The sequence below is a fragment of the Streptomyces yaizuensis genome, assembly GCF_034961445.1.
Lineage (GTDB): Bacteria > Actinomycetota > Actinomycetes > Streptomycetales > Streptomycetaceae > Streptomyces > Streptomyces yaizuensis.
The window spans coordinates 985,820-1,012,726 of the sequence record NZ_BSBI01000001.1 but is presented as its reverse complement, the minus strand read 5'-3'; the positions used below and the strand labels follow the sequence as shown (position 1 = coordinate 1,012,726).

16 protein-coding genes are annotated in these 26,907 nt (G+C 73.8%); 6 read left to right on the top strand and 10 right to left on the bottom strand.

The genetic code is table 11. The features are described from left to right. Positions 1 to 101: 101 nt before the first annotated feature. Both SYYSPA8_RS03730 and SYYSPA8_RS03725 read right to left on the bottom strand, forming a co-directional pair. Entirely contained in the window at positions 102 to 2,159 is a 2,058-nt protein-coding gene (locus SYYSPA8_RS03730; RefSeq protein WP_323445438.1) for a terpene synthase family protein, read from the bottom strand. Further along, on the bottom strand, positions 2,156 to 3,262 hold the full coding sequence (locus tag SYYSPA8_RS03725) for a polyprenyl synthetase family protein (protein WP_323445437.1): 1,107 nt from the start codon (positions 3,260 to 3,262) through the stop codon (positions 2,156 to 2,158). The genes SYYSPA8_RS03730 and SYYSPA8_RS03725 overlap by 4 nt, the downstream gene beginning before the upstream one ends. Before the next feature lie 534 nt (positions 3,263 to 3,796). Between SYYSPA8_RS03725 and SYYSPA8_RS03720 the strand changes: the two genes are divergently transcribed. Beyond that, a complete protein-coding gene (locus SYYSPA8_RS03720; protein ID WP_323445436.1) occupies positions 3,797 to 4,588 on the top strand; it encodes an SAM-dependent methyltransferase in 792 nt (263 codons plus the stop codon). 43 nt (positions 4,589 to 4,631) lie between these two features. On the opposite strand, the gene SYYSPA8_RS03715 is transcribed toward SYYSPA8_RS03720, so the two are convergent. Next, positions 4,632 to 5,096 carry a hypothetical protein gene (locus SYYSPA8_RS03715; protein ID WP_323445435.1) on the bottom strand — a complete coding sequence of 155 codons (465 nt, stop codon included), beginning with the start codon at positions 5,094 to 5,096 and terminating at the stop codon, positions 4,632 to 4,634. A gap of 199 nt (positions 5,097 to 5,295) precedes the next feature. After that, positions 5,296 to 7,776: a hypothetical protein gene (locus SYYSPA8_RS03710; protein WP_323445434.1), complete on the bottom strand. Its 2,481-nt coding sequence runs from the start codon at positions 7,774 to 7,776 to the stop codon at positions 5,296 to 5,298. A gap of 269 nt (positions 7,777 to 8,045) precedes the next feature. Between SYYSPA8_RS03710 and SYYSPA8_RS03705 the strand changes: the two genes are divergently transcribed. Further along, positions 8,046 to 8,228 (top strand): hypothetical protein, encoded by a 183-nt coding sequence (locus SYYSPA8_RS03705; protein WP_323445530.1) that lies wholly within the window; start codon positions 8,046 to 8,048, stop codon positions 8,226 to 8,228. A 63-nt stretch (positions 8,229 to 8,291) separates the two neighbouring features. Here the strand turns inward: SYYSPA8_RS03705 and SYYSPA8_RS03700 are convergent, their stop codons facing one another. Together SYYSPA8_RS03700 and SYYSPA8_RS03695 are read right to left on the bottom strand one after the other, a co-directional pair. After that, positions 8,292 to 8,762 carry a hypothetical protein gene (locus tag SYYSPA8_RS03700; RefSeq protein WP_323445433.1) on the bottom strand — a complete coding sequence of 157 codons (471 nt, stop codon included), beginning with the start codon at positions 8,760 to 8,762 and terminating at the stop codon, positions 8,292 to 8,294. A 178-nt stretch (positions 8,763 to 8,940) separates the two neighbouring features. Next, on the bottom strand, positions 8,941 to 9,978 hold the full coding sequence (locus tag SYYSPA8_RS03695; protein ID WP_323445432.1) for a chymotrypsin family serine protease: 1,038 nt from the start codon (positions 9,976 to 9,978) through the stop codon (positions 8,941 to 8,943). Positions 9,979 to 10,443: 465 nt separating this feature from the next. Between SYYSPA8_RS03695 and SYYSPA8_RS03690 the strand changes: the two genes are divergently transcribed. Continuing rightward, positions 10,444 to 11,625 carry a DUF418 domain-containing protein gene (locus tag SYYSPA8_RS03690; RefSeq protein ID WP_323445431.1) on the top strand — a complete coding sequence of 394 codons (1,182 nt, stop codon included), beginning with the start codon at positions 10,444 to 10,446 and terminating at the stop codon, positions 11,623 to 11,625. Between the two features lie 33 nt (positions 11,626 to 11,658). Here the strand turns inward: SYYSPA8_RS03690 and SYYSPA8_RS03685 are convergent, their stop codons facing one another. After that, positions 11,659 to 14,631, bottom strand: a complete 2,973-nt coding sequence (locus SYYSPA8_RS03685) for an NACHT domain-containing protein (protein WP_407705890.1) — start codon at positions 14,629 to 14,631, stop codon at positions 11,659 to 11,661. 175 nt (positions 14,632 to 14,806) lie between these two features. Next, positions 14,807 to 15,379 carry a DoxX family protein gene (locus SYYSPA8_RS03680; RefSeq protein ID WP_323445430.1) on the bottom strand — a complete coding sequence of 191 codons (573 nt, stop codon included), beginning with the start codon at positions 15,377 to 15,379 and terminating at the stop codon, positions 14,807 to 14,809. Positions 15,380 to 16,422: 1,043 nt separating this feature from the next. On the opposite strand from SYYSPA8_RS03680, the gene SYYSPA8_RS03675 reads away from it, so the two are divergent. Further along, positions 16,423 to 17,292, top strand: a complete 870-nt coding sequence (locus tag SYYSPA8_RS03675; RefSeq protein ID WP_323445429.1) for an SGNH/GDSL hydrolase family protein — start codon at positions 16,423 to 16,425, stop codon at positions 17,290 to 17,292. A 110-nt stretch (positions 17,293 to 17,402) separates the two neighbouring features. Here SYYSPA8_RS03675 and SYYSPA8_RS03670 read toward each other — a convergent pair whose 3' ends face one another. Next, positions 17,403 to 19,694 carry an excinuclease ABC subunit UvrA gene (locus SYYSPA8_RS03670; protein WP_323445428.1) on the bottom strand — a complete coding sequence of 764 codons (2,292 nt, stop codon included), beginning with the start codon at positions 19,692 to 19,694 and terminating at the stop codon, positions 17,403 to 17,405. Between the two features lie 366 nt (positions 19,695 to 20,060). Between SYYSPA8_RS03670 and SYYSPA8_RS03665 the strand changes: the two genes are divergently transcribed. After that, positions 20,061 to 22,415: a chitinase C-terminal domain-containing protein gene (locus SYYSPA8_RS03665; protein WP_323445427.1), complete on the top strand. Its 2,355-nt coding sequence runs from the start codon at positions 20,061 to 20,063 to the stop codon at positions 22,413 to 22,415. A gap of 403 nt (positions 22,416 to 22,818) precedes the next feature. Continuing rightward, positions 22,819 to 23,883: an alpha/beta hydrolase family protein gene (locus SYYSPA8_RS03660; RefSeq protein WP_323445426.1), complete on the top strand. Its 1,065-nt coding sequence runs from the start codon at positions 22,819 to 22,821 to the stop codon at positions 23,881 to 23,883. A 213-nt stretch (positions 23,884 to 24,096) separates the two neighbouring features. On the opposite strand, the gene SYYSPA8_RS03655 is transcribed toward SYYSPA8_RS03660, so the two are convergent. After that, positions 24,097 to 26,574 carry a penicillin acylase family protein gene (locus tag SYYSPA8_RS03655; protein WP_323445425.1) on the bottom strand — a complete coding sequence of 826 codons (2,478 nt, stop codon included), beginning with the start codon at positions 26,572 to 26,574 and terminating at the stop codon, positions 24,097 to 24,099. Between the last annotated feature and the right edge of the window lie 333 nt (positions 26,575 to 26,907).

Here is a 26,907-nt window from a genome sequence, read left to right as displayed (position 1 = left end):
GAACACGATCACGACTGTGATCACTGGGTAGACCGTCGTGACCGGTAGATGGTTGCACGCTCCCGGAAGATTTTTTCCGCCGGTTCCCGGCCGCCCCCTCCTCAGCGGGGCAGCGCGGCGCCCCGGGGCACCTCCCGGACGAAGCCCCCGGGCCGGTAGCGGCGGCCCCCCGTCCAGCGGTAGAAGCGGTCGAGACCGGTGATCATCCAGGTCGCCCGCTCGACCCAGGGCACCGCGTCCGCGAGCCGCGGGTCGAGGTCGGTCAGATGCCGCAGCAGTCCGTCCAGCTCGGTGACGTACCGGTCGTGCAGGGCGACGACCTCGGTCAGGGCCTCGGGCAGGGAGCAGCCCTGCTCGCGCCGGAGCAGGAGCACCGCGTTGAAGATCTCGGAGGTATGGCTGTCCAGCTCCTTGTCCAGGGAGTGGACGTCGTTCTGGAGGGTGGCGATCCGGCAGGTCAGGGCACGGGCCCGGCGGACGGCGGGGTGGCGCAGAAGGTCGTCCGGCAGGGGCCTGCCGAGGGAGGCGTCGATCAGGTCCTGGTAGGGGTACATCCCGATGGAGTGCTCCCGGATCAGCTCCAGACAGGCCAGGGAGGGCGGAGCGGATCGCTCCCCGTGCCGGAAGGGTGCCTCCGCGAGGACGCCGTGGGTCGCGTAGTCGTGGAAGGACGAGGCCCAGCGCTCCGCCCAGGGGGCCGGGAGCACCTCCCGCAGCTCCCGGTGGGCGAGGGCGAGCAGCCGCAGGTGCGCGGGGTCGGCAGCGGTGGGGCGCGCGCCTGTCATGATCTCCGCGGCCCGGTCGCGTGCGGAGCGGAGGACGGGGACGGGGACGCTCTCGTGCTGGTCGTCCCAGACCGTCAGCCAGATCATGAAGCGGGCGAGGGGGCGGAGCACGGCCCGGTCGGTGACGTCCGGGAACAGCGACGCCGTGGCGCGGGTGAGGCCCTGGCGCCGGTAGCGTGCCAGGTCGGCCGGGGGCAGGTCCGCGTAGTGGTCGGCGTACCAGGACTGTTCCTCCGCGGCGAGGACGGGGTCGCGCTCCAGGGCGCCGGCGCGTTCGGGCCAGGGGTAGCGCAGCCCGGTGGGGAGTGCGGGCGTGGCCTTGGCGGGACGGCCGGTGGGCGCGGGTTCCGCGACGGTGGTCCGGTCGGGCCACAGGACGATCTCCCCGGCGCCGATGGGGCGGCCGATGTGGTCCCCGGTGCCGTGGTAGCGGGGTGCGAAGCGGGACTGGGCGAGGTTGCCGGAGATCACGTGCTCCAGTGCCGCGAGGTAGCGGCGGACCGGTCGGCTCGCGCCCGGCGGGGAGGCGAGGACGGCGTCGAGGGCGGCGGCGACATCGCGTTCCGCGGTGGCGAGGAGGCCGGCGACCCGGTCGACGGCCCCCTGGAGGCAGGCGCCCTCCTCGATGAGGACGCAGATGGCGTTGACGTGGTCATCCGCGAAGTGCTCGGCGCGGAAGGAGAAGAGGTCGTTGGCGTAGAGCAGGTGCTCGCCGCAGCTGCGGTGCAGGGGGCGGAGGGCGGCCAGTTCCCCGTCGGCGAGGTCGACGCCCGCCGCGTACTCGGTGAGGACGTAGTACACCCCGGCGGCCAGTGTCCGGCCGATCCGCATCTCGACGTAGGTGGCGAAGTCCAGGGTGGTGCCGGTGGCGCGGGAGGCGGTCTCGGTGAAGCAGCCCCGGGCGAAGTCCTGGACGGCGGCCACCAGCCGGTCGCGCTGGCGTACGGGCATCCGGGGCCGCATGTCGGCCCAGATGCCGGCGAGGGCGCGGCCGTGGTCGGTGGTGGGTGTGCCGTCGCGGATGACGGTCAGGCTGTCGGCGAACACGGCGCGCGCCCGGCGTCCGCCGTCGGGGCCGTGGTCGAGCAGCAGATCGTCGAGGGCGAAGAGGTACGAGGTGAGCCGGGCCAGGTCGTGGAAGCGGCCGTCGTCGGTGGTGGGGAAGACCACCGAGGTCCACAGGACGCTGCGGTGGGCGAGGAAGCGGTCGCGCTCCCGTTCGTCGGCGAAGGGGTGGTGGGCGAGGAACCAGGCGTCGTGGCGGGCCTCCAGCTCCGCCGTACGGGGGTGGGCGGCGTGCGTGAGCAGTGCGGGCAGTTCGGGGAGCACGCACCGGGCGCCGGGGCCGAAGTGCGCGAGGGCGCGGGTCGTCATGCGGACCTCTCGGTGAGGGCGTCGGCCAGGTCCCGCAGGGCGGCGGTGGCGGCGGGCGGGAAGGGGGCGTCGTCCAGGGCGCGCAGGGCGCGGGCCCGGCGGGTGCGGATCATGTGCTCGACCCCGGCGCGGGCGCCGCCCTCGGTGAGCAGGGCGCGGATCCGGTCGGCGCCGCTCTCGTCCAGGGCGGGGTCGCCGACGAGGCGGCGCAGTTCGGCGCGGTCGGCGGGGCGGGCGGAGCGCAGGGCGAGGGCGAGCAGGACGGTGTGCTTGCCCTCGCGGAGGTCGTCGAGCCGGGACTTGCCGGTGGATCCGGGGTCGCCGAAGACGCCGAGGAGGTCGTCGCGGAGCTGGAACGCCTCGCCCAGGGGGAGGGCGAAGGCGGTGCAGGCGTCGAGGACGGGCGCGGAGGCCCCGGCGAGGACGGCGCCGGCGTGCAGGGGGCGCTGGCAGGTGTAGGTGGCGGTCTTGTACCGGACGATCCGCAGCGGGGTCTCGATGTCGTCCGTCGGGTCGCCGGTGGCGAGGAGGTCGAGGTACTGCCCGTACATGACCTCGGTGCGCATGGCGTCGACGACGGGGAGCAGGGCCGTGAGCACCGGCGCGGGCAGGCCGGTGGTGTGCAGGAGTTCGGCGGACCAGACGAAGGCGAGGTCGCCGACGAGGACGGCGGCGCCGGCGCCCAGCCGCTCGGCGGCCGCGGGGTCGCGGTCCCCCCGGTGGTGGTCGGCGAGGGCGCGGTGGACGGTGGGGCGGCCGCGGCGGGTGTCGCTGCCGTCCATGAGGTCGTCGTGGACGAGGGCGAAGGCGTGGAACAGTTCCAGCGCCGCCGCGACCCGGACGACGGCGGTCGTGTCGCCGGTGCCGCCGCCGGCGTACCAGCCGCAGCAGCAGAACAGGGGGCGGAGTCTCTTGCCGCCGCCGAGGACGAACGCGCGCAGGGTGCCGATGGCCTCGGGGGGCATGTGGGCGTCGGCGGCGGCCCGGGCCTTGTCGGCCAGGAAGTCGTCGAGGACCCGGTCGACGGCCTGCCGCAGACCCGTCAGATCCGGTTCCGGGCCGTCGGGACGTGTCAGGGGTACGGAGTCGGCCATCGATGTCATCTCACTCCTCGGGGGCGGGTGAGTGGGGCGGACGGGCCCGGGGCACGTCCGGTGGCCCACCGGTGCGGACGGTGGCGGGGGGTCGTGCCGTGCGGAGCCGGGCCGGGGCCGGGCTCCCGGGGTGCAGTGAGGGCCGGGCCGCCGGCGGGGTACGGCGGCACCGGGTGGGGCGGGTGGAGCCCGTGCTCCGCGCCGTCGTCGCAGGCGTGTCACAGGTGCCCATCCCAGGAGGGTCGTCTCGTCCCCGGAACACCGGCGGTAACCGGGGGCTCGCGCATCGCACGGGAAACTACAAGCAGTCACAGGGAAGCAGAAGTCACCCTTCGGCCCGATGCTTGTCATGAACAAGCCTTTCATGGGCGGCTTTCCGCGCGGGTGGTCCCCGCCGCGCCGCGCGGTCCGGAACGGGATGCGGACCACCCCGCCCGTGCGGCGGCCGAGTTGTGAGGGGGGTGCCGTCGGCCCACCGGGAACGCAGGGTGAAAATGGGCGTGCCCCTGACGAACCACAGGGGGCCGACGCGAGGAGAACGTGATGAACGCAGGGCAGGAACCCGCTATCCAGATCGACACCAGCACCCCGCACTCGGCACGGGTGTGGAACTACTGGCTGGGCGGCAAGGACAACTACCCCGTGGACCGCGAGCTGGGCGCGCAACTGGCGGAGACCTACCCCCAGATCATCGACATCGCCCGTGCCTCCCGGCGGTTCCAGGCGCGGGCCGTGCGGTATCTGGCGCAGGAGCGGGGCATACGCCAGTTCCTCGACCTCGGCACCGGGCTGCCGACCGCGAACTCCACCCACGAGGTCGCGCAGGACACCGCCCCGGACGCGCGGATCGTGTACGTCGACAACGACCCGATCGTCCTGGCCCACGCCCGCGCGCTGATGGTCAGCCGGCCCGAGGGCGCGACCAACTATGTGCACGCGGACCTCACGAACGCGCCGACCGTGCTGAAGGAGGCCGCCGGGACCCTCGACCTGTCCCGGCCCGTCGCCCTGATGCTGCTCTCCACCCTCGGCCATGTCGTGGACGACGCCGCGGCCGCCGACCTGCTCCGCTCCTACCTCGACGCCTTCCCCGCGGGCAGCGCCCTGATCCTGTGCGACACGATCGAGACCCCGGAGAGCCGTGCCGCGTCGGACGACTACGCGGAGGGCGGCGCCCTGCCCTACGTCTCCCGGCCCGCCGCGACCGTGCGCTCGTTCTCCGAGGGCCTGGAGCTGATCGAGCCGGGCTTCGGCTCGATCAGCCTGTGGCGGCCCGAGGGGCCGGCCGGCGGCGAGCCGGTCGACCAGTGGGGCTTCGTCGGCGTCAAGCCGTAACCGCCGCGCGGGCGGTGGCCGGGCCGGCCACCGCCCCGGGGGCTCAGATACCGGCGGACGCCATCTCGATGATGGAGCGGTAGTAGGCCGCGGTGGAGACGACGCACGCCCGGTAGGTGCGGTTGTCCTTGACCACCAGGAAGTAGTCCTTGAGGTTCTTCCAGTACTTCACCAGATAGCTCAGCCCTGGCATCCACGGCGCCGGCCGCGGCACCAGGGCGAACGCCTCGGAACACGTCAGGATGCGCTCGGTCGCCTCCGAGAGGACGCCCGCGACCTCGGCGTTCATGTTCCACCCCGCGGCCAGCTGCGGGGTCCATATCGCCCCGGCTATCTCGCGCAGCTGCTCCTGCTCCTCGGGGGTCGGGTCGGCCTGGAGCGGAGCGACGGCGGCGGCCGCGCCACGGGGCTCCGCGGCCTGGGCCGTGCTCACGGTGCCGACCGTGAGCATCGCGCCGGCGGCGACGAGCGCGACCGACGAGACGAGTCTCCTGCTGCGAGTGGTCATGGCTGGCTTCCCGTCCCTGTGCCCCGCCGGGCGGGCGGGGGTGACGGTACGACGGTGACGCGGTACGCGAGCTGCGGCGTACGGTGCGCGAGTTGACGCTGACATGACGTAACGGGTCCGTCAACGGTGCCTCGCTCCGCCGTGTGGATCCGCTGAGCGCCACCGGTGCCCGCGCCGCGGGCGTGCGGCGCCCCGGTGGTCAGCGTCGGCGCGCGTACTCGTCCTCCCGTTCGGCGAGCCGCCGGGCCAGGGCGTCGTGGCGCACGCGGTAGCCGGGCCCCGTCTGACGCAGGATCTCGCGCCGGTGCAGCGCGTCGAGGAAGGCTCCCAGACGCCAGGGCAGCCGCCCGCGCAGCGCGAGCCAGGCATGGGCGACGGCGGTCGGCAGGCCCGCCGTGTAGCAGGCGCCCAGGATCAGTCCGACGCAGAGCCCGAAGAGCGTGCCGTGGTGCACGCGGAGTTCCACCGGCCCCTCGCCGCCCCTGCGGGCCAGTTCGACCCCGTACCCCAGGTCCAGCACGGCCATGACGGCGGTGCAGAGCAGTGTCACGCCGAGGACGCAGCCGAGGAGGACCAGCCGGTCGTTGCGCAGCGAGCCCCGGGCATATCCGGCGCGGCCGAGGGGCTTCTCCTGGCGGTACCAGAACAGCAGCCCGGCGACGACCCCGACGGGAACGCCGAGGACCAGGCCGAAGCCCCAGAGCAGGGCGGTGCCGTACTGCGGCGAGAACTGGAGCACCAGGGTGGCGCCCGCCGCCGCCCCGATGCCGAAGGAGGGCAGGACTCCGCGCGCCAGGGCCCCGGGCAGCGCGGCGGCCTTCGGGCGCTGGGCGAAGTTGACCCGGGTCGGCCCGGAGAGGCCGGGGAAGGGCGCCGCCAGCACCCGGCAGGCGAGGGTGGCCAGGCCGACACCGGTGAGCAGGGAGAGGAAGACGTTGATCCCGCTGCCGCCCTCCGGCAGCTCCGCGCCGAGCAGCAGCGGCAGTTGGACCAGGGCCGCGGTGGCAGCGCACAGCAGCACGGCGGTGGCGGCGGCCTCGCCCCGGCCGCCGGCCAGCCGGCGGCGGCAGCGGAACACCAGCAGGAAGGCGGTGCCGAGCTGGAGCCCGTCCAGGGCGCCGGCGGGGCCGTAGCGCGCCATCCCGATGCCCGCGACGGCCGCCGCGGCCAGGGCGCCGGCGATCCACTCGGCCCGGCGGCACACACCGGTGTGCCGCAGCACGCAGAGGGTGACGGCGGTGGTGCAGCCGATGGCGAGCCCCCGGGTGAAGCCGACCGGCATCACCAGTGCCACGGCGTAGGTGAGGACGAGCAGCACGGCGCAGAACGCCACCAGGACGCCCCGGTGGACCAGTTCGGGCAGCCGCCACCAGGCGACCTCCCCCGGGGAGACCTCCTGCCGGGCGGTCCGCGTGACCAGCCAGGCGGTGTGGAAGGGGGCGGCCCGGCCGCCCGGCAGCGGCCCGGAGCGCGCGGCGGCGCCGCCGGGGAGGTGGCGGGGGTCGAAGGCGGCGTCGAGGAACCCGTCCATCAGGGCCACCCGCGCGGCGGCGGGGTCGGCGTCGGCTGCGGCCATCAGCGCGGCCGGGGTCCCGGGCAGCCCGGGGCGGATCCGCCGGGGCGCCCGGGTGCCGTACAGCCGCCGTGCGAGGTCGAGATGGAGCGGGGCGGCGAACACCTCCCCGATCCCGCCGGGGTCGGCGCTCTCCAGCCGCTCGATCACGGGCCGCCAGTCCGCCGCGGGCCCCGGGCGCACGAGGCCGACCGGGTCGGCGGGCGGCGGGGCTGCGGTCAGCTGGCGCAGATAGCGGGCCGCCCGCCCGGGAGCGCAGGGCCGCAGCTCGTACACCGGGCAGTCGGCGGGCGCGGCCTCCCCCACCGCCGCCAGGAACTCCGGGCGGGCCAGCACCAGCAGGGGATGGCCGGCGGAGACCTCGTCCAGCCGCCGCCACGCCTCCTCCCACTGGGGCTCGGGCAGTTCGTCGAGGCCGTCGAGGACGATCCAGACATCGGGGTGCTCGGCGAGCAGCGCGGGGAAGGCGGCGCCGGCTTCGGCGGCGACGGGCCGCAGGCTGGGGAAGAGCCGCAGGGTCTGCTCGGCCACCCAGGCGGCGAATCCGTCCGCCGGGTTCCACGCGGCCGCCGGCAACAGGACGGGGAAGGTGCGGTCGTGTTCGCTCCGCAGCGCGCCGAGGGTCAGCAGCAGGGCGAGCGTGGACTTGCCCGAGCCGGGGCCGCCGACGACGGCCGCGCGCAGCCGCCGGGGCGCTCCCCTGGCCTCGCCGTAGTAGAAGTCGCTCAGGGCCCCGGCGCTCAGCCCGGCGGGCGGGAGGGGGTCGTGGGCCGGTCCGCGGCGCAGCGGGTCGACCTGGGCGCGGCCGCTGGTGAGCCGGAGCCCCAGCAGCGTCGCGGAGTCCAGGCGGCGGAGTTTGGCCTCCTCGCCCCAGACGAGTGCGGCGGTGTCGGTGCGCTCGGCGGCCAGGGCGGCGCCCAGGGCCTGTCGCAGCCGGCCCGCCCGGTCCTCCTCCGGGGCGGGCGGGCGGCGCCCCAGGGGTAATAAGCCGGGCACCGCCAGGAAGGCGAGCAGGACCCCGCAGACCGTCAGTCCGGCCTCCCAGCCCGCGAACAGGGCGACCGGTACGGCTCCCGCCGACGGCAGCAGGGTCGCGAGCAGGAGCACGCGTCCCCCACTACCGCCGGAAAATATACGCCCAGCCATGACTTTCCCCGATCTCTCCCGAGAAGTACAGGATGGTGAGGAAAGCGCTGTCCGCACAAGGACAGGGGCGGGAGGGTTTCCGGAGGCTGCGATTCAGCGATCGGGGGGCGGGCGCGCGGGGTTCGCGCTCGTCCGTATGGCGGACCGGTTGCGGCGGGCGGTGTCCACGACCGTAGACTCGGCAGCCGTCTCCGGCCGTCGGGGACGCGTCACAGCAGGGAGAGGATGGGTTGGCCGTGCAGGAAGCGCCGATCTACGACCGGCTCATCGCGGAACTCGGCGATGTCCCCACGGAGGTCCGCCAGGAGGCGGAGCGCACGCTGCGCGACCTCGACCGGGTGATCCGTCCGGGAGGGCCGCAGGCGCCCGTGGTCCGCCCCTACGCGGCGGGGTCGCTGCCGCCGGGGCGCTGACAGCCCCGCCCGCCGCCCACCCGTACGCCCCTGCCCGCCGGCACCGCGCCCGCTGACGGCGGCTCAGCGGTAGGCGCCCCGGCAGGCGCTGGTGACGGCGGGAGCCGCGATACCGGCGGAGGCGTCGCAGAGGAAGCGCATGTCGTAGGTCGTGGACGGGGACGTCGTCGGCTCGGGCCGGGGCTGCGGCCGCGGCCTGGGCGCCTCCGGTGTCACACGGGCCGGCAGATCGTCGGCGATGTGGGGGACGTCCACCGTGGGCCGCCCGGGTTCACGCGGGGGCGGCTGGTGGTGGACCGTCCCGGCGGCGGCCGCGGTGCGGTCGGGTGCGACGCCGGGGTCGGTGGTACGGGGCGGTGCCGGCGCCGGGGTGGTACGTCCGGGTGGCTCCATCGGAAGGTCGGACCCGTGGCCGACGGGTACGGGGCGCGGAGCCCTGGGGCCCGCCCCGGGCGGCGGGGACACCGACACACAGCCGGTCAGGCCGACGGCGGCGGTGGCGAGCAGGGCGAGGAGAGTGTTCCGCTGGCGCATTCGACCACCGTGCCCCGCCCGGGCGGCGGGCCCCCGCCGCACACACCGAGGGTCACCGGCACGAGTGAAAACGACGATTGGCTACGTTCAGTTCGTGTGACAGCGCCGGACGGGCCGGCTCCCCCGGGGAACCGGCCCGCCGGTGCGGGGCTGCCGCCCGGGGGCGGCCGGTGCGGGGTCAGCCGGTGACGATGTTCACCCCGAGGGTGGAGGAGACCACCGTCCACGGCTGGACGTATCCGTTGCCGCCGCCGCCCGCGATGACGTGGCCGCGGACCCAGGCGCCGGAGCTGTTCTTGGCGTAGAAGGTGCCGCCGGAGTCACCGCCCTGGGAGATGGTGCCGCCGTTGTAGACGATGACGGGGGACTTGCAGCCGGTCTGGGTGCAGACCTGGCCGTCGATGGAGGTGGCCGTGTGGCCGCAGTTCTCACCGGTGGTCCGGCCGCTGTGGCAGTAGTCGTCGTAGCCGACGACCGCGCCGCCCGCCGAGACGATCGGGATGCTGGTGTTGCTGGTGACGCCGCCGGTGAAGACGCGGGGCGCGTAGGACTGGCCGCCGATCAGCTCCATGTCCACGGGCTCGTTGGTGACGGTGGGGAGCCGCCGGTTGGAGACGGTGCCGTAGGCGTTGGCGCCGGACTCGGTGGTGACCGCGGCGCCGTTGGCGTAGCAGTGGCCGGCGGTGACCATGAACCGGGTGCCGGCGGAGTTGGTCACGGCGTAGCCGGAGGAACAGAGGGAGTTGCCCGAGCGCAGTCCGCCGCCGCCGTAGAACGGCGGCGAGTCGTCGCGGCGGTCGAAGGTGTCGACGGGGGCGGAGCGGCGCAGTTCGATCGCGTCGGCGGCCGCGTTCTCGGCGGCGGACGCGCCGGAGAGGTCGGTCAGCTCGGCGACGAGGGCGTCGGGCGCGTCGGTCTGGAGGACCAGCTTCCCGGTGGTGCCGTCGACATAGCTGGCGAAGCCGTAGTCGGTGCCGTGGCCCTCGACGTACGCGGCGATCCTGGACTGGATCGTCTCCAGGGCGCCCGGGGCGCCGGGCGCGGCGAGGGTCTGGGGGGCGGTCCCGTCGGGGGCCGGGCCGGCGTTTCTCGGGGCGCTCACCCCGGCCTCGCGGTCCTTTTCCCCGCCGGGCCCCTGGGCCTGGGCGGATCCGAGCGTGGTGAGGGTGAGGGCCACGGCCGCCAGGGCGACCAGCGCAGTTCTTGCCTTGAACATGACATTCCTTCCGAGGGCGGCCCGGTCGGGGACCGGGCCGACGACTGACGTTCCGACAGCGGACACCTCCGCACCGGGGTGCTCACTCACCGGACGGAAGGGACGTTCACCGGCATTCTCGACACCCCCGAGGACGGCGCGGAAGGGCGTGGACGCCACCGGGGAGCGGCATCGGTGGCACTGCGGGAGCGCCCGGCCGGGCCGCGAGCCGGGGCCGTACTCCTGTCCGCCCTCCCGGGGAGGAACAGAGGGCCCACAGGGGAACGGATGTCCGGTGACCGCCCGCCCGGGGCAGGTGGCGCGCACCGGCCGGGACGCAGGTGGCGCACGCGATGCACGTCGTGCACGTGATGCGGAAGGCGCAGATGGCACGGGTCGCGCGGGGCACCGATACATCTTTCGGTGTAGCGCGCTTTCGCCCCTGGTCATGAGGGAACGGGCGCGGCCCGCGCCGACCATGGAGGTGTGACGCGTACTCTCCCTTCCCCGACTCCGCCGACGGCCGAGCACCCCGCCTCCGCCCGGCTGCCGCTGCTCGACGTGCTACGCGGCGCGGCGATCCTCGGCACCCTGATGACCAACGTCTGGATCTTCACCGCGCCGGGTGCGGAATGGGGCGTCCTGGTCGGCGCCGCCGCCGGGCCCTCCTTCGACTCCGTCCCGGACGCGGTCGCCGGCGTGCTGCGGCTGCTCGCGAACGGCAAGTTCCTGGCCCTGCTGACGGTCCTGTTCGGCGTGGGCCTCGCCATCCAGTACGCCTCCGCCGCCCGGCGCGGCGAGCCCTGGCCGGGCCGCTACCGGTGGCGGGCGCTGTTCCTGTTCGCCGAGGGAACGGTGCACTTCGTCCTCGTCTTCGCCTGGGACGTCCTGATGGGGTACGCGGTCACCGCACTGCTGGTGGCCTGGCTGCTGACCCGGTCCGTGCGGGCCCAGCACCGGGTGATGTGGTGGACCGGCGGGGTGCACCTGGTCCTGATGGGGCTGCTGACCGCCGCCCTGGCCGCGGAGGGCGACCAGGACAGCACCCTCGACCCAGGGGTGCGCGACCTCTACGCGCACGGCGGCTACGGCGAGCAGATCGCCTTCCGGCTGGAGAACGCGCTCGCGCTGCGGCTGGAGCCGGTGCTCACCTTCCCGCTGCTGGTCTGCCTCTTCCTGCTGGGTGTACGGCTCTTCAGGGCCGGCGCCTTCGGCGCGGACGCGACCGGGCGGCGCATCCGGGCCCGGCTGCTGACCTGGGGACTCGGCCTCGGCCTGCCCCTGAGCGTCGTCGCATCGCTGGTGGGCCCCGAACTCTTCCTGGTGGACCGGTATATCGGCGGTCCGCTGACGGCGCTCGGCTACATCGGGCTGATCGGCGTCCTGGTGGACCGGGTGCGCCGGCCCGGCCCGCTGCTGAACGGCCTCACCGCCGTCGGCAGGACCGCGCTCTCCGGCTACGTCCTCCAGAACGTGCTGTGCATGCTCGTGGCGTACGGCATCGGCCTGGGCCTCGCCGACCGTCTCGGCGAGGAGTGGCACCCCTGGTGGGTGATCGGGCTGTGGGCGGCGGTGTGCGCGGTGCTGATGGCCGGATCGGCGTGGTGGCTGCGGCACTTCAGGACCGGGCCGCTGGAGTCGGTGCAGCGCTGGGCGCTGCGCCGCTGAGCCCCGGTCCGCGGCGGGCCGCCGCGCGTCCGCTCAGCCTCCGCCGACGGCGTTCCTGCGCCGGTCCGCCGCCGTCCGCCCGTCGCGGGACGGCGGCAGCCGGCGCACCCCGTCCGGTGCCGGCAGGGCACCCGCCGGCGTCTCGGCCAGCCGCTCCTGGAGCCGGGCGTGGCGGAACTGGTAGACGGCACCGGCCTGGCGCAGCACCCCGCGCCCATGGGCGTCGGCCAGGAAGGCCATCAGCCGCCACGGCAGCCGGCCGGTGAGGGCCAGCCACGCCCGCATCGTGGTGAACCGCCCCCACGCGGTGACGTAGAGGCAGATGGGGCCGGCCGGGAGGGCGACGGCGAAGGCGACGCCCGGGTCGAAGAAGCCGAAGACCAGGGGGACGTAACCGGCCTGCCGCCGGCCCTCGTTCCACAGGTGCCACACGAGGAACACGACCGCGAGTATGGCGACGACGAGACTGCGGATGACGGCGGCCCTGCGGTCGTTGTGCAGACTGCCCAGGGGGCCGGCGGCGCGGGTGACGTCCAGCGGGGCGGACAGCCAGCGGCGGATGCCCGCCGCGAGCCCGACGACCAGTCCGACGGTGAGGTTCCCGAGGATCGCGTTGCGCAGGGCGTCGGCCGCGAGGACCCGGCGCGGCGCCCGCTCCTGCCACTGGCGCACCGGTGTGCCGGGGGCGAAGCGCACCGGGACCGGCGCGGAGGCGGGGCCCGCCCGCCCGGGGTCGCCCTCCCCCGTGACCGCGGGCAGGGCCAGGTACCACTCGACCGCGGGTGACTCGGTGCCCCGGGTGCCGGGGGGCCGGGCCGTCCGCTCGGAGCGGTACTCCGGCGAGAGCAGCAGCCGGACGTGGGCCAGGTAGCGGGTGCAGGGGGGTGAGGGGACCTCGGGGCAGGGCACGGCCCGGGTGTCCAGCCGCCGTTCCCACGCGGCCGTACTTCCCTGGAGCACGGTCCCGTCCCACAGCCGCGGGCGGCCCCGGGCGTCCCGGAGCAGGGCTCCGGCGACGGGCCTGGGGAACTCGACGTAGCGGGTGCCGTCCGGCCGGCGCCCGTACCGCCAGCCGTCCGCGTGCTCCGTGTAGCGGGAGCCGTCGGGCTCCTGGTGCTGGGTGCCGCCGGCGGGCAGCCCGTGGTGGGCGGAGGCCCGCGCCACCGTGACCGCCGCCTGGACCGTGCCGAAGACGGTGCCGGAGGCGAGACCGGCGGCCAGCCCGACGGCGAGCGCCATCGGACCGATCCGCAGCAGCCGCCTCAGCTGGACGGAGACGGTGCGGCGGGGGGCGCGGAAGGGCGGGGAGAGCGAGGCCGGGCTGCGGGAGATGCCCATCGCCCGCGCGAGGATGCCGCTGGAGGCGCCGAGCAGGGTCAGCTGGAGCACCAGGTTGACGGGGTGCGTCTGGGCGTTCCAGTATCCCGACTGCCCCGGGTCGTACGTGAACGGCCGCAGCGTCCCGCTGAACGCCCCGAGCGCGGCGACGGCGGCGCAGCACAGCAGCGCCCGGGGGGCGAGCCCGCGCACGCTGCCCGCCGCCCCGGGGGCCACCACGTACACGAGCACCCGGTGGACCAGCCCCATGCCGCCGAGGAAGGCCACCGCCTCCAGCCAGACCACCCGTCCGTCGGCGTCGGGGCTGACCATCCACGACATCAGCAGCGCGACCAGCAGCGCCGGCATGGCGCGGGCCGCCCGGTCCAGCCCCCAGCGGGAGCCCGACGGCAGGTCCCACCAGGCGAGGTCGCGGGTGCCGCGGCGCTGGAGGTGGCGGGCGACGAACGCGAGCCCGCCGACGGCGCCGGGCGGGTCGCCGGGGGCGCTGTAGGCGGCGGGCACGAAGGCGTCGAGCAGATGTTCCTCCAGCTCGGCCCGGTCGGCGAAGCGCGGGGCGAGCAGGGCCCGGGGGTCGTCGGCGGTGTCGCTGTAGACCGCGCGCGCGAGACCGACCATCAGCGGACTGCCGAGGACGGTGCGCAGGGTGCGGCAGACGGGGTCGTCCGGGGTGTTCCCGATCTGCCGCAGCACCGGGGTCCAGCGGGTCTCGTGGGCGGAGCCGGGCCGCAGCCGCGCGGTGCGGCCGAGGTAGTCGCCGACCGTCTCCCAGGACAGGGGGCGCAGTTCGACGACGGCGGCCGAGGTCAGGACGTCGGCGGCCTCCACGACGGCGGCCCAGTCCCGGATCCGGCAGGTCAAGACCACCGGATGGCGGTGGTCGAGCCGGCGGTTGAGGGTGTGGACGGCCTGGTGGCAGAGGGGGTCGGGGAGTTCGTCGAGCCCGTCGAGGAGCGGCAGCACCAGATCCCGTTCCAGGAGTCTGCGGGCCCGGGTGACGCCCGACGGGTCGCGGGTGGCGGTGGCCGGATAGCCGGCCATGAGCCGCTCCTCCAGCCAGTCGGTGAAGCCCTGGTCGGCGGGGTTCCAGGAGGCGAGGCCGAAGATGACCGGGACCGGGTCGTCGGGTCCGCGCACGGCGAGCAGGTCGAGGGCGAGCTGGAGCAGCAGCACGGTCTTGCCCGCGCCCGGTTCGCCCAGCACCACCAGCCGGCCGGAGGGCACCCGGGCGTACATCCCGGCGACCTCGCCCAGATGCCCCGTCAGGATCTCCGCGCGGTCGGGCATCGGGCGGACCTGGCCGCTGCCCGCGGCGATGTTGACCCAGTGGTCGGAGAGGTGGGGTTCGGAGGGGGCCCAGGTCAGGGGGAGCGGTTCGGGGTCCTGGAGCCGGCGGGAGCGGGCCTCCTCCTGCCACTGTTCGGTCACCGCCGCGGCCAGCCCGGCGGCGACGGGCCTCAGGTCCACGGGGTTGTCCCGCAGGGCCTGGGCCGCGCGGGCGCTGCGTACCACTTCGAGGCCCAGCCCGGCCAGGGAGACCAACAGGGCCAGGATGGAGGCCACTTGATTGCCGAACTCCAGACTGCGGGCGGTCACCAGAGCGGCGAAGACCCCTCCGGTGACCACCACCGCCCCGGTCCACCACCAGCGCCGCCGGTTCACTGTCACGCTCCCCCCTTCGCGCCGCTCCCAGCGGAGCGGACCCATGGCGCGCTCCGCGGCTGCCATCCGGTCCAACGACGGGTACGGGGAGGTGTTACGTGTCAACGCCCTCCCCCGGCGCGCGCCGTGCGGTGCGCGCCGGGGGAGGTCAGCCGGTTCGCGGGAGAGCCCGCGCCCGGCCTCAGCCGGCGGCGGGGCCCCTGCGGCGGCGGCCGCCGGTACGGGGACGGCCGCCGGCGGTGCTCGAAAGGTCCACCGCCACGGACAGGCAGGCGGCGATGAGGACGACGTTCTTCAGGATGTACTGCCCTTCCAGGGTGGGGGTGCCGGTCCGGGCGTCCCACATCTCCCCCGGCAGCACGAGGAGCGCGGAGAACACCCCGATCATGTGGAGGAAGAAGAGGATCAGGACCGGGCGGAGCAGGATGCCGGTGACCAGTCCGATGCCGATCCCGGCCTCGAACAGGGCGAGCATCGGACGGGAGACCTCGGCCGGCACGAGGCCGAAGGTGAGCGCTTTCATGGTGCGGGTGGCGACGTCCTCGGCGGGGCTGGCCCCGGGGATGAACTTCATCAGGCCGAAGGCGATGAAGACCAGCCCGACGGAGACCCGCAGGACGGTGGTGCTGTGCGGCCGGTAGCGGCCGAGGGCGCTGGTGAGGACGTGCCTGGTACGAGGGGGCGGTACGGGCCGGGGGGCAAGGGGCCGCCGGGTGGCCGTGCCCGGTGCGGTGGCGCCGCGGTGTCCGGTCATCGTCAGTCCTTCCTGCCCAGGTGCGGTACCGGTCCACGGGTGGGTGCCGGCCGGAGCGGCCGGTGCCCGGACCCCGGACAGGGCGGTGCCGTCGTGCGCCGCGCCCGACGGGGGCGCGGCCGGTCCACGGCAGGGCTCTGCCGACCGCCGTGGGGGGCGGACGGGTGCCGCCGTGGCGGCGTGCCGGGTGGAACGCACCTGGAGTGGTGGGGGGTGGAAGCCGCCTCACCGGGCGGCCGTGGGGGGTGTGGAGGGACCGGGTGCCCATGGCCGGTGCGCCGGGGCGGCTTGTCCGATGTCCAGGGCCGGACAAGGTTGGCCCTCCGTGAGGTACGGAGCAGTGCGGTACGGAAAGGGCGTCGCGGATACGGTGTGTGCCCGGGGCGGCACCCGGCCCTCGGTGGGCGCGGTGGTCTCCCCTTGCCCGCCGGTGACGGCGGGGCCGTCGGCGGGTGACTGTTCCCTCCCCTCCGTCAGGTGCCCGGTGCCCGGTCATGGCCCCGGCCCGTCATGACGGGGCGTACGGGGAGGGACACCGCGCGCTGGTCGCCCGGCCGCCGTTCCGCGCGGCGCGACGGACGCGCCGGAGGATGCCGGAACGGCGGAAAGACGTGGTCAATGGAGGAACACGTTATAAGTTCCCGCCCGCTCAAGTAAAGGTCTGGACCAATACCCGCCGTGATGGCCGACACCATGTCACGCCGCCGACCTGCGCGGGAAGTGGGAGGCGGGCCGCCCCCGCACCGGACACCCCGCACCGGACATCCCCTCGTGCACTCCTCCTGTTCTTCCCGCCGCCCCTGGAAGAGAACCGGCCAGGGCCCCGAGGACGACGCGCCACCCCGCGGCGATCGGGGTCCGTACCGATGCACAGGCGGCGCACGGGTCGGGCCCCTTCACCCCCCGGCCGGCGGCACGCACAGCGGAGCAACAGGATCCGGTCAGGGTTGCCGGAGGGTTGAACGCCGCACCCTCCCGGGCCCGTTCCACTGGTCGGCGCCCGGATGCCCCACCGACCCGCGTACATGAGGAGAGACCAGCAGATGCGCAGTCGCAGACCCCTCGCGCTCCTTGCCACGGCAGCCGCCGTGACCGGACTGATGATCGGCGGCCCGTCCGGTGCCGCCGCGGAAGGTGCCGCGGCGGCACCGACGTACTACGTCTCCCTCGGCGACTCGCTCGCCAGCGGCTTCCAGCCGGACGTGGGGCGCGACACCGACCTCGGGTACGCCGACAAGCTCTTCGCCCAGCTGAAGCAGACCGATCCGGATCTGCGCCACATCAAGCTGGGCTGCGCACGGGAGACCACCACCACCCTGATCAACGGCGGCTTCTGCACCTACCGCGACACTGCCGGGAAGGCGGTCTCCCAACTGGGGAAGGCCGTCGACTTCCTGAAGACCAACGGCACCCAGGTGAAGTTCGTGTCGCTGAACATCGGCGGCAACGACCTCGGGGCCTGCTTCGTCAACAACGCCATCGACATCCCGTGCACCCTGCGGGCGCTGCGGACCGTCGACACCAACACGGCCAGGATCGCCGCCGCGGTGAACGGCGCGTCGAGCGCGCAGACGCACCTGGCGGCCGCGAACTCGTTCAACCCCTTCCTGGTGACCTTCGTCAGCGGGGCCTCGGGGCAGCAGACCGCGCTCCAGAGTTCCGGCGGGCAGCAGGCGTTCAACGAGATCCAGGCGCGGCACTTCAAGGCCAACCACTTCACCGTCGCGGACGTCGCCACCGCGTTCTCCTCCTTCGCCTTCATCCCGGAGGTCGACGTGCCGGGTCTGGGCAAGGTGCCGACGAACGTGGCCCGGCTCTGCCAGCTGACGTTCGTGTGCGGCCCGCTCGCGGACATCCATCCGACGCCGGCGGGCCATCAGGTCATCGCCGACGCCGTACGGCCCGCCCTGTAGGCCACCGCCCGGCCCCGGGACGGCGGCCCGGGGCACCGGCCACCGCTCACCTCACGGCGAGCGGTGGCCGGTTCGGTCAGCGCCCCCGAAGGGCCCGCGGCAGGCCGGCGCTACGCCGGGCCGGCGATGTAGCGGCGCAGATGGCGGGCGGTGCGGGTGTCGCCCGTCGCGACCAGGTCGGCGGGGGTGCCGGTGAACACCACGCGCCCGCCGTCGTGACCGCCGCCGGGGCCGAGGTCGATCAGCCAGTCCGCGTGGGCCATCACCGCCTGGTGGTGCTCGATGACGACGACCGTGTTCCCCTCGTCCACGAGACGGTCGAGCAGCGCCAGCAGCTTGTCGACGTCGGCCAGGTGCAGACCGGTCGTCGGCTCGTCGAGGATGTACGTGGAGGACTTCTCCGCCATGTGGATGGCGAGCTTCAGGCGCTGCCGCTCCCCGCCGGAGAGGGTGTTGAGCGGCTGCCCCAGGCGGAGGTAGCCGAGTCCGACATCGCTGAGCCGGCCGAGGACGGTGTGCGCCTGGCCGCCGGGGAAGAAGTCGTACGCCTCCGCCACCGACAGGGCCAGGACCTCGCTGATGTCCTTGCCCCGGAGGCGGTAGGACAGCACCTCGGGCATGAACCGTTTGCCGTCGCACTTCTCGCAGGCGGCGGCGACCTGGGCCATCATCCCGAGGTCGGTGTAGACGAGCCCCAGGCCGTTGCAGTTCGGGCAGGCGCCCGCGGAGTTGGCGCTGAACAGGGCCGGTTTCACGCCGTTCGCCTTGGCGAAGGCGGTACGGATGGGGCCGAGCAGCCCGGTGTAGGTGGCGGGGTTGGACCGGCGCGAGCCCCGGATCGGCGACTGGTCGGCGACGACCACCCCGGCACGGCCCGCGAGATGGCCGTGGATCAGCGAGCTCTTCCCGGAGCCGGCCACGCCGGTGACCACGGTGAGCACGCCGAGGGGGATGTCGACGCTGACGTCCTGGAGATTGTGGAGGTCCGCGTGGTGGATGGAGAGCTGCCCGCGCGGGGTGCGCACCCGCTCGCGCAGGGCGGCGCGGTGGCCGATGTGACGGCCGGTGAGGGTGCCGGACGCGCGCAGTCCGGCGACGTCGCCGGTGTAGCAGACCGTGCCGCCCGCCTCGCCGGCGCCGGGGCCGATGTCGACGACGTGGTCGGCTATGGCTATCACCTCGGGCTTGTGCTCGACGACGAGCACGGTGTTGCCCTTGTCGCGCAGCCGCAACAGCAGGTCGTTCATCCGCTGCACGTCGTGCGGGTGCAGTCCGGTGGTGGGCTCGTCGAAGACGTAGGTGACGTCGGTGAGGCTGGAGCCGAGGTGGCGGACCATCTTCACCCGCTGGGCCTCGCCGCCGGAGAGGGTGGACGCGGAGCGGTCCAGGCTCAGATAGCCGAGTCCGATCTCGACCAGCGAGTCCAGCAGCCGGCCGAGCCCTTCCAGCAGGGGGGCGACGGAGGGCTCTTGGAGGTTCCGTACGAACGCGGCGAGATCGCTGATCTGCATCGCGGAGCACTCGGCGATGTTGACCCCGCCGATCCGGGAGGAGAGCGCGGCCCGGCCGAGCCGGCTGCCCTCGCACGCGGGACAGCGGGTGAAGACCACGGCCCGGTCGACGAAGGCGCGGATATGGGGCTGGAGCGCCTCCCGGTCCTTGGCGAGCCAGGTGCGCCGCATCCGGGCGGCGAGCCCTTCGTAGGTGAAGTTGCTGCTGCCGATCCTGACCTTGACCGGCTCCTTGTCCAGCAGGTCCGCCCACTCGCGCTCGGTGAGGTCCGCCAGCTTGCGGTCCGGGTCGCAGAAGCCGGCGCCGACGACGATCGACCAGGGCCAGGAGTCGACCGCGTACCCGGGGACGGTGATGGCGCCCTCGTTGAGGGACTTGTCCCGGTCGACGAGCTGGTCGACGTCGATGTCGGAGATCTGGCCGAGCCCCTCGCAGCGGGGGCACATCCCCTCGGGCGCGTTGAAGCTGAACGCGCCCGGGGTGCCGACGTGCGGGGTCCCCAGCCTGCTGAAGACGGTACGCAGCATGGTGTAGGCGTCGGTGGCGGTGCCGACCGTCGAGCGGGAGTTGGCCCCCATCCGCTCCTGGTCGACCACGATGGCGGCGCTGAGGTTGTGCAGCCCGTCGACGTCGGGGCGGCCCACGTTCGGCAGGAAGGACTGGACGAACGCGGTGTACGTCTCGTTGATGAGCCGCTGGGACTCGGCGGCGATGGTGCCGAAGACCAGGCTCGACTTGCCGGAGCCGGAGACCCCGGTGAAGACGGTGAGCCGGCGTTTGGGCAGGTCGACATCTATGCCGCGGAGGTTGTTCGCACGGGCTCCGCGTACCTGGATCACGGTGTGGGAGTCGGCGGGCGCGGTGGGAGCGGGGCCGTTGTCGGCGGTCATGCTGATGTCCTCGTCCATGCTGTTCGGCAGCCGGTCGGCTGCTGGTCGGCGCTGATCACGTGCTGCTTCGGGGGCGGTCCGGAGTCGATCGCCGGGCTCGCCGGGCCGCCGGCGCGGCCGGTCAGAAGGGCCCGCGCACGGCAGCACATCATCGCGAACATATACGCATCCAGCTTGCTTATTGGTCCAGACCTATTGACGTGCTGGTCTAGTCCTTTTAATCTCTGCGTCACCTCCGCGGATCCGGTTCCGGGCGTGCGCACGTCCGGGTCCAACACGCTCCACCCCCACATCAGTCGAGCGGTAACGATCGACCCCGCGCCCCTTTCCGGGGGTGCGGGTCCCCCCACCAGGAGGATCAGACCCTTGCTGTCCCCCACTCGTACCCGGGCCTCGCTGCTCGCGGCCGGCGCGGCCGTCGCCGCGCTGCTGTCCGGGTCCCTCTCCGCGGGCACCGCCCAGGCGGCGCCCGCTCCCGAGGCGGGCACCACCGCCGCCTCCCCCCACGAGTCCTGTCGTCCCGAGGGCCTGTACTCCACACCGGGCGTCGACGTCCCGTACTGCACGGTCTACGACAACCAGGGCCGCGAGAAGATGGGCGCCGACCACCAGCGCCGCATCATCGGGTACTTCACCAACTGGCGTACCGGCAAGGACGGCCGCCCGGCGTACCTCGCGAACAACATCCCGTGGAACAAGATCACGCACATCAACTACGCGTTCGCGGCTATCGACTCGGCCAACAAGATCACGGTCGGCGCCGACGGCCCGAACAACCCCAACACCGGGATGACCTGGCCGGGTGTCGCGGGTGCCGAGATGGACCCGGCGGTCCCGTACAAGGGCCACTTCAACCAGCTGACCAAGTTCAAGAAGCTGCACCCCGACGTGAAGACGCTGATCTCGGTCGGCGGCTGGACGGACACCGGCGGCTACACGGACGACGCCACCGGCAAGCGCGTCAACTCCGGCGGCTTCTACTCGATGACGACCAACGCCGACGGCTCGGTGAACCAGGCGGGCATCAACACCTTCGCCGACTCGGCCGTCGCCTTCATCAAGAAGTACGGGTTCAACGGCGTCGACATCGACTACGAGTACCCGACCACGATGAAGGACGCGGGCCACCCGGCCGACTGGACGCTCGCCAACGGCCGCCGGGCCGGCCTGGTCAAGAGCTACGCCGCGCTGATGAAGACCCTGCGGGAGAAGCTGGACCGCGCGGGCGCCGCCGACGGCAAGCACTACCTGCTGACCGTGGCCGCCCCCTCCTCCGGCTATCTGCTGCGCGGCATGGAGACCTTCCAGGTGCAGAAGTACCTGGACTACCTCAACATCATGTCGTACGACCTGCACGGCACCTGGAACGAGCACGTCGGCCCGCAGGCCGCGCTGTTCGACGACGGCAAGGACTCCGAGCTGGCCGGGGCGGGTGTCTACACCACCTCCCAGTACGGCGGCATCGGCTACCTCAACACCGACTGGGCCTACCACTACTTCCGCGGCTCGATGCCGGCCGGCCGTATCAACATCGGCCTGCCGTCGTACTCCCGCGGCTGGAAGAACGTCCAGGGCGGCACCGACGGACTGTGGGGCAAGTCGGCGGCGACCAACTGCCCGGCCGGCTCCGGTCTGACCAAGTGCGGTGACGGCGCGGTCGGCATCGACAACATCTGGCACGAGACCGACAACAACGGTGTCGAGGCGCCCGCGGGCTTCAACCCGATGTGGCACGCCAAGAACCTGGAGCGGGGCATCGTCCCCGACTACCTGCCGAAGTTCGGCCTGCCCGCCAACACCAGCCTGACCGGCACCTACACCCGGAAGTACGACTCGACGCTGGTCGCTCCGTGGCTGTGGAACGCGCAGAAGAAGGTCTTCCTCACCACCGAGGACGAGCAGTCCATCGCCGCCAAGGCCGACTACGTGGTGAACAAGGGCATCGGCGGCACCATGATGTGGGAGCTGGCCGGCGACTTCGACTGGAACGCCGCCAAGGGCCAGTTCGAGCAGGGCAGCGCCCTGACCTCCGCCATGTACGACAAGTTCAAGGCCGCCGCCCCGTACGGCAACAAGAAGTCCGCCCCGGCGCCCGCCATGCCCACCGACGTGATCAACGTGGACGTGGACTTCGGCCAGTTCGCCCTGGGTGACTCCAACTACCCGATCAGCCCCAAGCTGAAGATCACCAACAACACCAAGGTGGCGCTGCCCGGCGGCACGGAGTTCCAGTTCGACTACGCGACCTCCGCCCCGAACAACGCCAAGGACCAGTCCGGTTTCGGCACCACGATCGTGCGCAGCGACCACACCGGCAACAACGTGGGCGGCCTGAAGGGCGACTTCCACCGGGTCTCGCTGAAGCTGCCGGCCTGGCAGACGCTCGCGGCGGGCGCCTCGGTGGAGCTGGACTTCGTCTACTACTCCCCGGTGTCCACCCCCTCCAACTGGACCGTCACCTTCGGTGGCAAGACCTACGGCATCGCCTCCGACCTGGCGCGCGGTGTGACCGTGGTCGAGCCCACCGACGGCTCGGGCGGCCCCGGCGGACCGGGCAACGGCACCTGCACCGCCCCGGCGTGGACCGCGACGGGCGAGTACGGCACCAACGCCCCGGTCTCGCACAAGGGACGCAACTACAAGGCCAAGTGGTGGACGAAGGGCGACGAGCCCGGCACCACCGGCCAGTGGGGCGTGTGGACGGACCTGGGAGCCTGCTGACGCCCGACACCGATCCGGGTCCCTGACCCGGATCACCGGCCCGGTCCGCTGATCCTGGCGGTCCCGGCCCCCGAGAACCCGAAGGCCCCCGGCGGTGGAGTCCCTGGCCCAACCGCCGCCGGGGGCCTTCGCCTGTCCGCCGGGGCCTTCGGCCGAAAGCGCGCCACCTGAGGCGGACACCGGGGGGCGGGCCATGGTCCCGAGGGCTGACGCGCCGGGCGGCCCTACGCCCTAGGGTCGGCGCATGATCAGTCCCACCCGCCCGGCCACGGCCGCCGCTCTCGCCCTGGCACTCGCCCTGTCGTCGGCGGCGGCCGTCCTCCCGGCCGCCGCCGCGCCCGCGCCCGTTCCCGTTCGCGTTCCGTTAGTCTCCGCCGCTTCCTCCGTTCCCGCCCCTCCTTCCGTGACCGCCGAGCGGGCCCGGCTGCCGAGGCCCACCGGCGGGCACCCCGTCGGCAGCGACATCCGCCATCTCGTCGACCGCTCCCGCAGCGACCCCTGGAAGCCCGCCGCCGACGGACGTGAGCTGATGCTCACCCTCCACTACCCGGCCCGTGCCCCGGGGCACGGCCCCACCGCGCCGTACGCCACCACCGAGGAGGCCGCGGCCCTGGCCCGGGGGCTGGACATCGCAGCCGCCGTGCCCGCGGACCGGCTCGGCGCGATGCGCACCCACAGCAGGCCCGGGGCCCGCCCGGCACCCGGACCGCACCCGCTGGTGGTGCTCTCCCCCGGCTTCAGCGTCTCCCGCTTCACCCTCACCCATCTCGCGGAGGAGCTGGCGAGCCGCGGCTACGTCGTCGCCTCGCTGGACCACGCGTACGAGTCCTTCGGCATCGCCGTGCCCGGCGGGCGGCTGCTGGACTGCGCCGCCTGTCCGCCCGTCTTCAACGGCACCGTGCACCCGGGCGTGGTGACCGCGACCCGGTCCGGGGACGTCTCCTTCGCCCTGGACCGGCTGCTGGGACCCCGGCCGGTGTGGCGGCACGCCGCCGTGATCGACCGCAAGCGGATCGGCATGGCAGGTCACTCCATCGGCGGGGCGAGCGCCCTGTCGGCGATGGCCGGTGACGTCCGGGTGCGCGCCGGGGTCAACATGGACGGCGCGTTCTGGGACGAACTGCCGCCCGAGGGGCTGCGCGGGCGGCCGTTCATGCTGCTCGGCACCGACGACGACGTGCACCGGCCCGGCGGCCGGGACACCAGCTGGGACCGGACCTGGCCCCGGCTGGACGGCTGGAAGCGCTGGCTGACCGTGGCCGGGTCGACGCACATGACGTTCTCCGATCACCCCGTGATAGCGGGGCAGTTCGGGTTGCCCGGGGACCCGCTGCCCGACGAGCGGGCCGTTCTCCTCACCCGGCGGTATGTGACGGCCTTCTTCGACCGGCATCTGCGGGGCCGGCCGCAGCCGCTGCTCGCGGGGCCGTCCGCGAGCCATCCCGAGGTGGTCTTCCACCATCACTGAGCACGCCGGCGGGCGGCACCGGAATCGCGTTCCGGTGCCGCCCGCCACTTCTCTGCCCCGGGCCGCCGGTTGCCGGGTTGCCGGGGCGCCGGGGGAATTCCTCCGGCGCTCTCCGGAAAGTTTCCGGAGGTATTCCGTTCTCCTTCCGCATTCCCGGCTCGATCCGGCCCGCAATTCCGGGCGGCTCCCTCTGCTTTCGACGGCCGCTACGGGTCAGCGGTCTTCGCGTACCGTGAGTGTCCGCAGCGCGGGTGAGGCCAGGATGTCCTTCTCGCAGAATCGCGGCGTGACCCACTTCTTCGCGGAGAGCAGCCGGGTCTGGTCATGGGAGTGCGGCGACGTCGGATCGGACGACTGCCCGTAGGCCAGCAGCGTGCGGGCGACCGGGCAGCCCGTTCCGTTCCAGGTCACCGCCTGGAGATGGCTGGTGCCGTGGCGGATCTCCGCGTATCCGCCGGCGGCCGGGTCCCAGCGGCCCTCCATCATGTTCCAGACACCGAGCCGGTGCGCGCCGCCGTGGACCGGTATCCGGGTGCCGCCGCGCTCGCTGAAGTGGTGCTCGCCCCAGCGCGCGTCCGGCTTCGCGCCCATCGACCGCAGTTCCCGGACGGTGTCGGCGAGGGCCCGGGCCACCTCCGGCAGGTCCGTGTCCAGGGTGTGCGGGGTGCGTACGGGGTCGGCCGGTGAGAAGGGGACCTTCCAGAGCCGTTCCTCGGGGACGCGGTCGGTCAGCCGCCGCCAGAGCCGGTCGAAGAGCAGGGCGCCCCGGCTGCCGGTGTCCGTCGTGCGGTCCCACGCGCGCAGGGCGGGGCAGGCGGCGGAGATGTCCACGCGGGTGCCGTCGGTGGCCGTGGCGTGGCCGCCGGGCAGCGCGGCGCAGGCCCGTGCGAGGTCGGCGGCGGCCAGGCCGCCCGCCGGGGCGCGGTTGGCGAACTGGTGCCGCTGGGCGTCCGCGATCCGCAGTCCGCCGCGTCCGGCCAGCGCGGTCAGGTCCTCGATGCCGCCCCGGGTGCGCAGCGAGCGCGGGGCGTCGATGTCGCCGAAGACCCTCGGGTACCCCCGCAGCGGCCGGTCCGGGTGGGCGAGCCAGGCGCTGTCGTTGGAATTGGCCGCGTACGGGGCGTTCTTCAGGGTGGGCATCCGTCCCGGTCCGAAGACACCGGGCTGGAGGGCGCCCGGGTCCCGGCCGGGTGTGCAGGCGGCGCGGGAGCCGTCGAGCACGGCGAGGCCGGCGGACGGGTAGGTGGCCTGGCCCAGCGGGGTGAGGCAGCGCGCGGCCAGGTCGTCGGTGATCCTGGGGAGGATCTGCGACTGGGTGAAGAGGCTGCCGCCGCGCGAGTCGGCCGCGACGGTGTTCACCCAGGGCAGGCCCTGGGTGCGGCGGAGCGCCGCCAGCACGCCGTCGGTGTCGCGGGCCTTGCCGAACGCGAGCGAGGTGGCGTAGAAGCGCAGTTGGGCGGCGTTGGGGTCGCCGAGCGCGTAGGCGTGGGTCCGCGTCCAGGGGACCGGCAGACCGTCGGCCTCGGTGACGACCGGCCCGTACCGGGTCCACCACTGGGTACGGGTGACGGGGGCGCCGCCCCGGACTCGGACGGTGACGGTCCGCTTCTTCATGCGCTCGGGCCGGCCGTCGACGAGATGGACCGTCGGGTCGCCGGGGTCGAGTGTCAGCCGGTGCAGGGTCAGGGGGGTGCCGGTGGAGACGGTGTGGCTCCAGGCGACGTGGCGGTTGTAGCCGATGTTGACGATCGGTGAGGCGACGAGCGTGGCGCCGGCCACGTCGAGTTCGCCGGGGATCGTCTGGTGGGCCTGCCAGAAGCGGCGGCCGCCCTGCCAGGGGTAGTGCGGGTTGCCGATGAGCAGGCCCCTGCCGTTCGCGGTGGTGGAGCCGTGGAAGGCGACCGCGTTGGAACCCATGGTGCCCCGGGCCCGTTCCACGAGGTCGCGGGCGGCGCGGGCGGTCCGCTCCGGGTGGGGCGCGGGTCCGGCGGTGGCCCCGGCCGCCGCCCCGGGCGGGGGCGGTGCGGCGCCGACGATGCCCTCGGCGAGCATCTGCTGCCCGGCGGTCGCGTGCAGCGCGTGAGCGACCAGGGCGAGGTCGTGGACGGAGACCGGGCGCACCCAGGCCCTGCCCCGGCAGGCGGGGTCGGTGACGGTGTTCCGGGCCAGCCAGGTGTTGTAGCCGCGGACCCAGCCGCGCATCAGCTCCCGGACCTGGGGGCCGGGGCCGGCGGGCGCGGGCCGGTCGAGGAGCTTGGACGCCGTGCCGCTGTCGCGCAGCCCCTGGAAGAGGAGGTCGCTGGTGAGGTTGGTCCGGGTGTCGGCGAGCGAGCCGTCGGGCCGTGCGTCCGCGCCGAAGTGGCGGGAGCGTTCGGCGCGGACGGTGGCGAATCCGTCGGCGAGGACGCACACCTGGTCGGCGGCCTGGGCGTAGCCGGTGCCGAAGCCGAGTCCCGCGTAGTCGCGGGCGGTGATGTGCGGCAGGCCGTACTCGGTGTAGCGGATGGTGGCGGAGAGGGCGCCCGATCCGGCCCGGATCTCCGTCCGCGGCGGCGCGGGGCCGTCGGCGGCGGTCGGCGGGACGGTGACGGCTGCGGTCGCGAGGGCCGTCGCGGCGATGACGAGAACACGAAGGGAACGGCGCGGCCGGGGTATTCGGCCGGGCTTCGGAAATGTCGTGCGGAAGAACAAGGGAACTCCCGGAACAAGGGGGCGACGGTTCTTCTGCGCACCGCCGGAGTGGCGGTGCCGGAGACAACTCATCAGCTGTGAATTCCCTTTGTCAAGAAGGGAACCCGGGAGGAGATTCCTGCGTCTACCGAGTGGTTTCCGGGTCGTTCTCCCCCGGGGTCGAAAGAGAAAAGCGGACAGCGCATGGCGAATAATTTCAGCCGTTCTCCGGCCGGTTCGCGGCTCTTTGGCGAGCGGGGCAGTCCGAGCGCCGGGGACCTGTGGACGGCTTTCCGCTGCGACCCGTCGTCATCCCGTCTCCCGTTTCCTGCGGCCCTTCGCGCCGGGGTCGGC

Excerpts from the sequence above, each read along its gene's own strand:
- SYYSPA8_RS03695 (WP_323445432.1), bottom strand. The coding sequence starts at position 9,978 with ATGTTCAAGGCAAGAACTGCGCTGGTCGCCCTGGCGGCCGTGGCCCTC.
- SYYSPA8_RS03670 (WP_323445428.1), bottom strand. The coding sequence starts at position 19,694 with ATGACCGCCGACAACGGCCCCGCTCCCACCGCGCCCGCCGACTCCCAC.
- SYYSPA8_RS03675 (WP_323445429.1), top strand. The coding sequence starts at position 16,423 with ATGCGCAGTCGCAGACCCCTCGCGCTCCTTGCCACGGCAGCCGCCGTG.
- SYYSPA8_RS03725 (WP_323445437.1), bottom strand. The coding sequence starts at position 3,262 with ATGACATCGATGGCCGACTCCGTACCCCTGACACGTCCCGACGGCCCG.
- SYYSPA8_RS03680 (WP_323445430.1), bottom strand. The coding sequence starts at position 15,379 with ATGACCGGACACCGCGGCGCCACCGCACCGGGCACGGCCACCCGGCGG.
- SYYSPA8_RS03700 (WP_323445433.1), bottom strand. The coding sequence starts at position 8,762 with ATGCGCCAGCGGAACACTCTCCTCGCCCTGCTCGCCACCGCCGCCGTC.
- SYYSPA8_RS03715 (WP_323445435.1), bottom strand. The coding sequence starts at position 5,096 with ATGACCACTCGCAGCAGGAGACTCGTCTCGTCGGTCGCGCTCGTCGCC.
- SYYSPA8_RS03730 (WP_323445438.1), bottom strand. The coding sequence starts at position 2,159 with ATGACGACCCGCGCCCTCGCGCACTTCGGCCCCGGCGCCCGGTGCGTG.
- SYYSPA8_RS03720 (WP_323445436.1), top strand. The coding sequence starts at position 3,797 with ATGAACGCAGGGCAGGAACCCGCTATCCAGATCGACACCAGCACCCCG.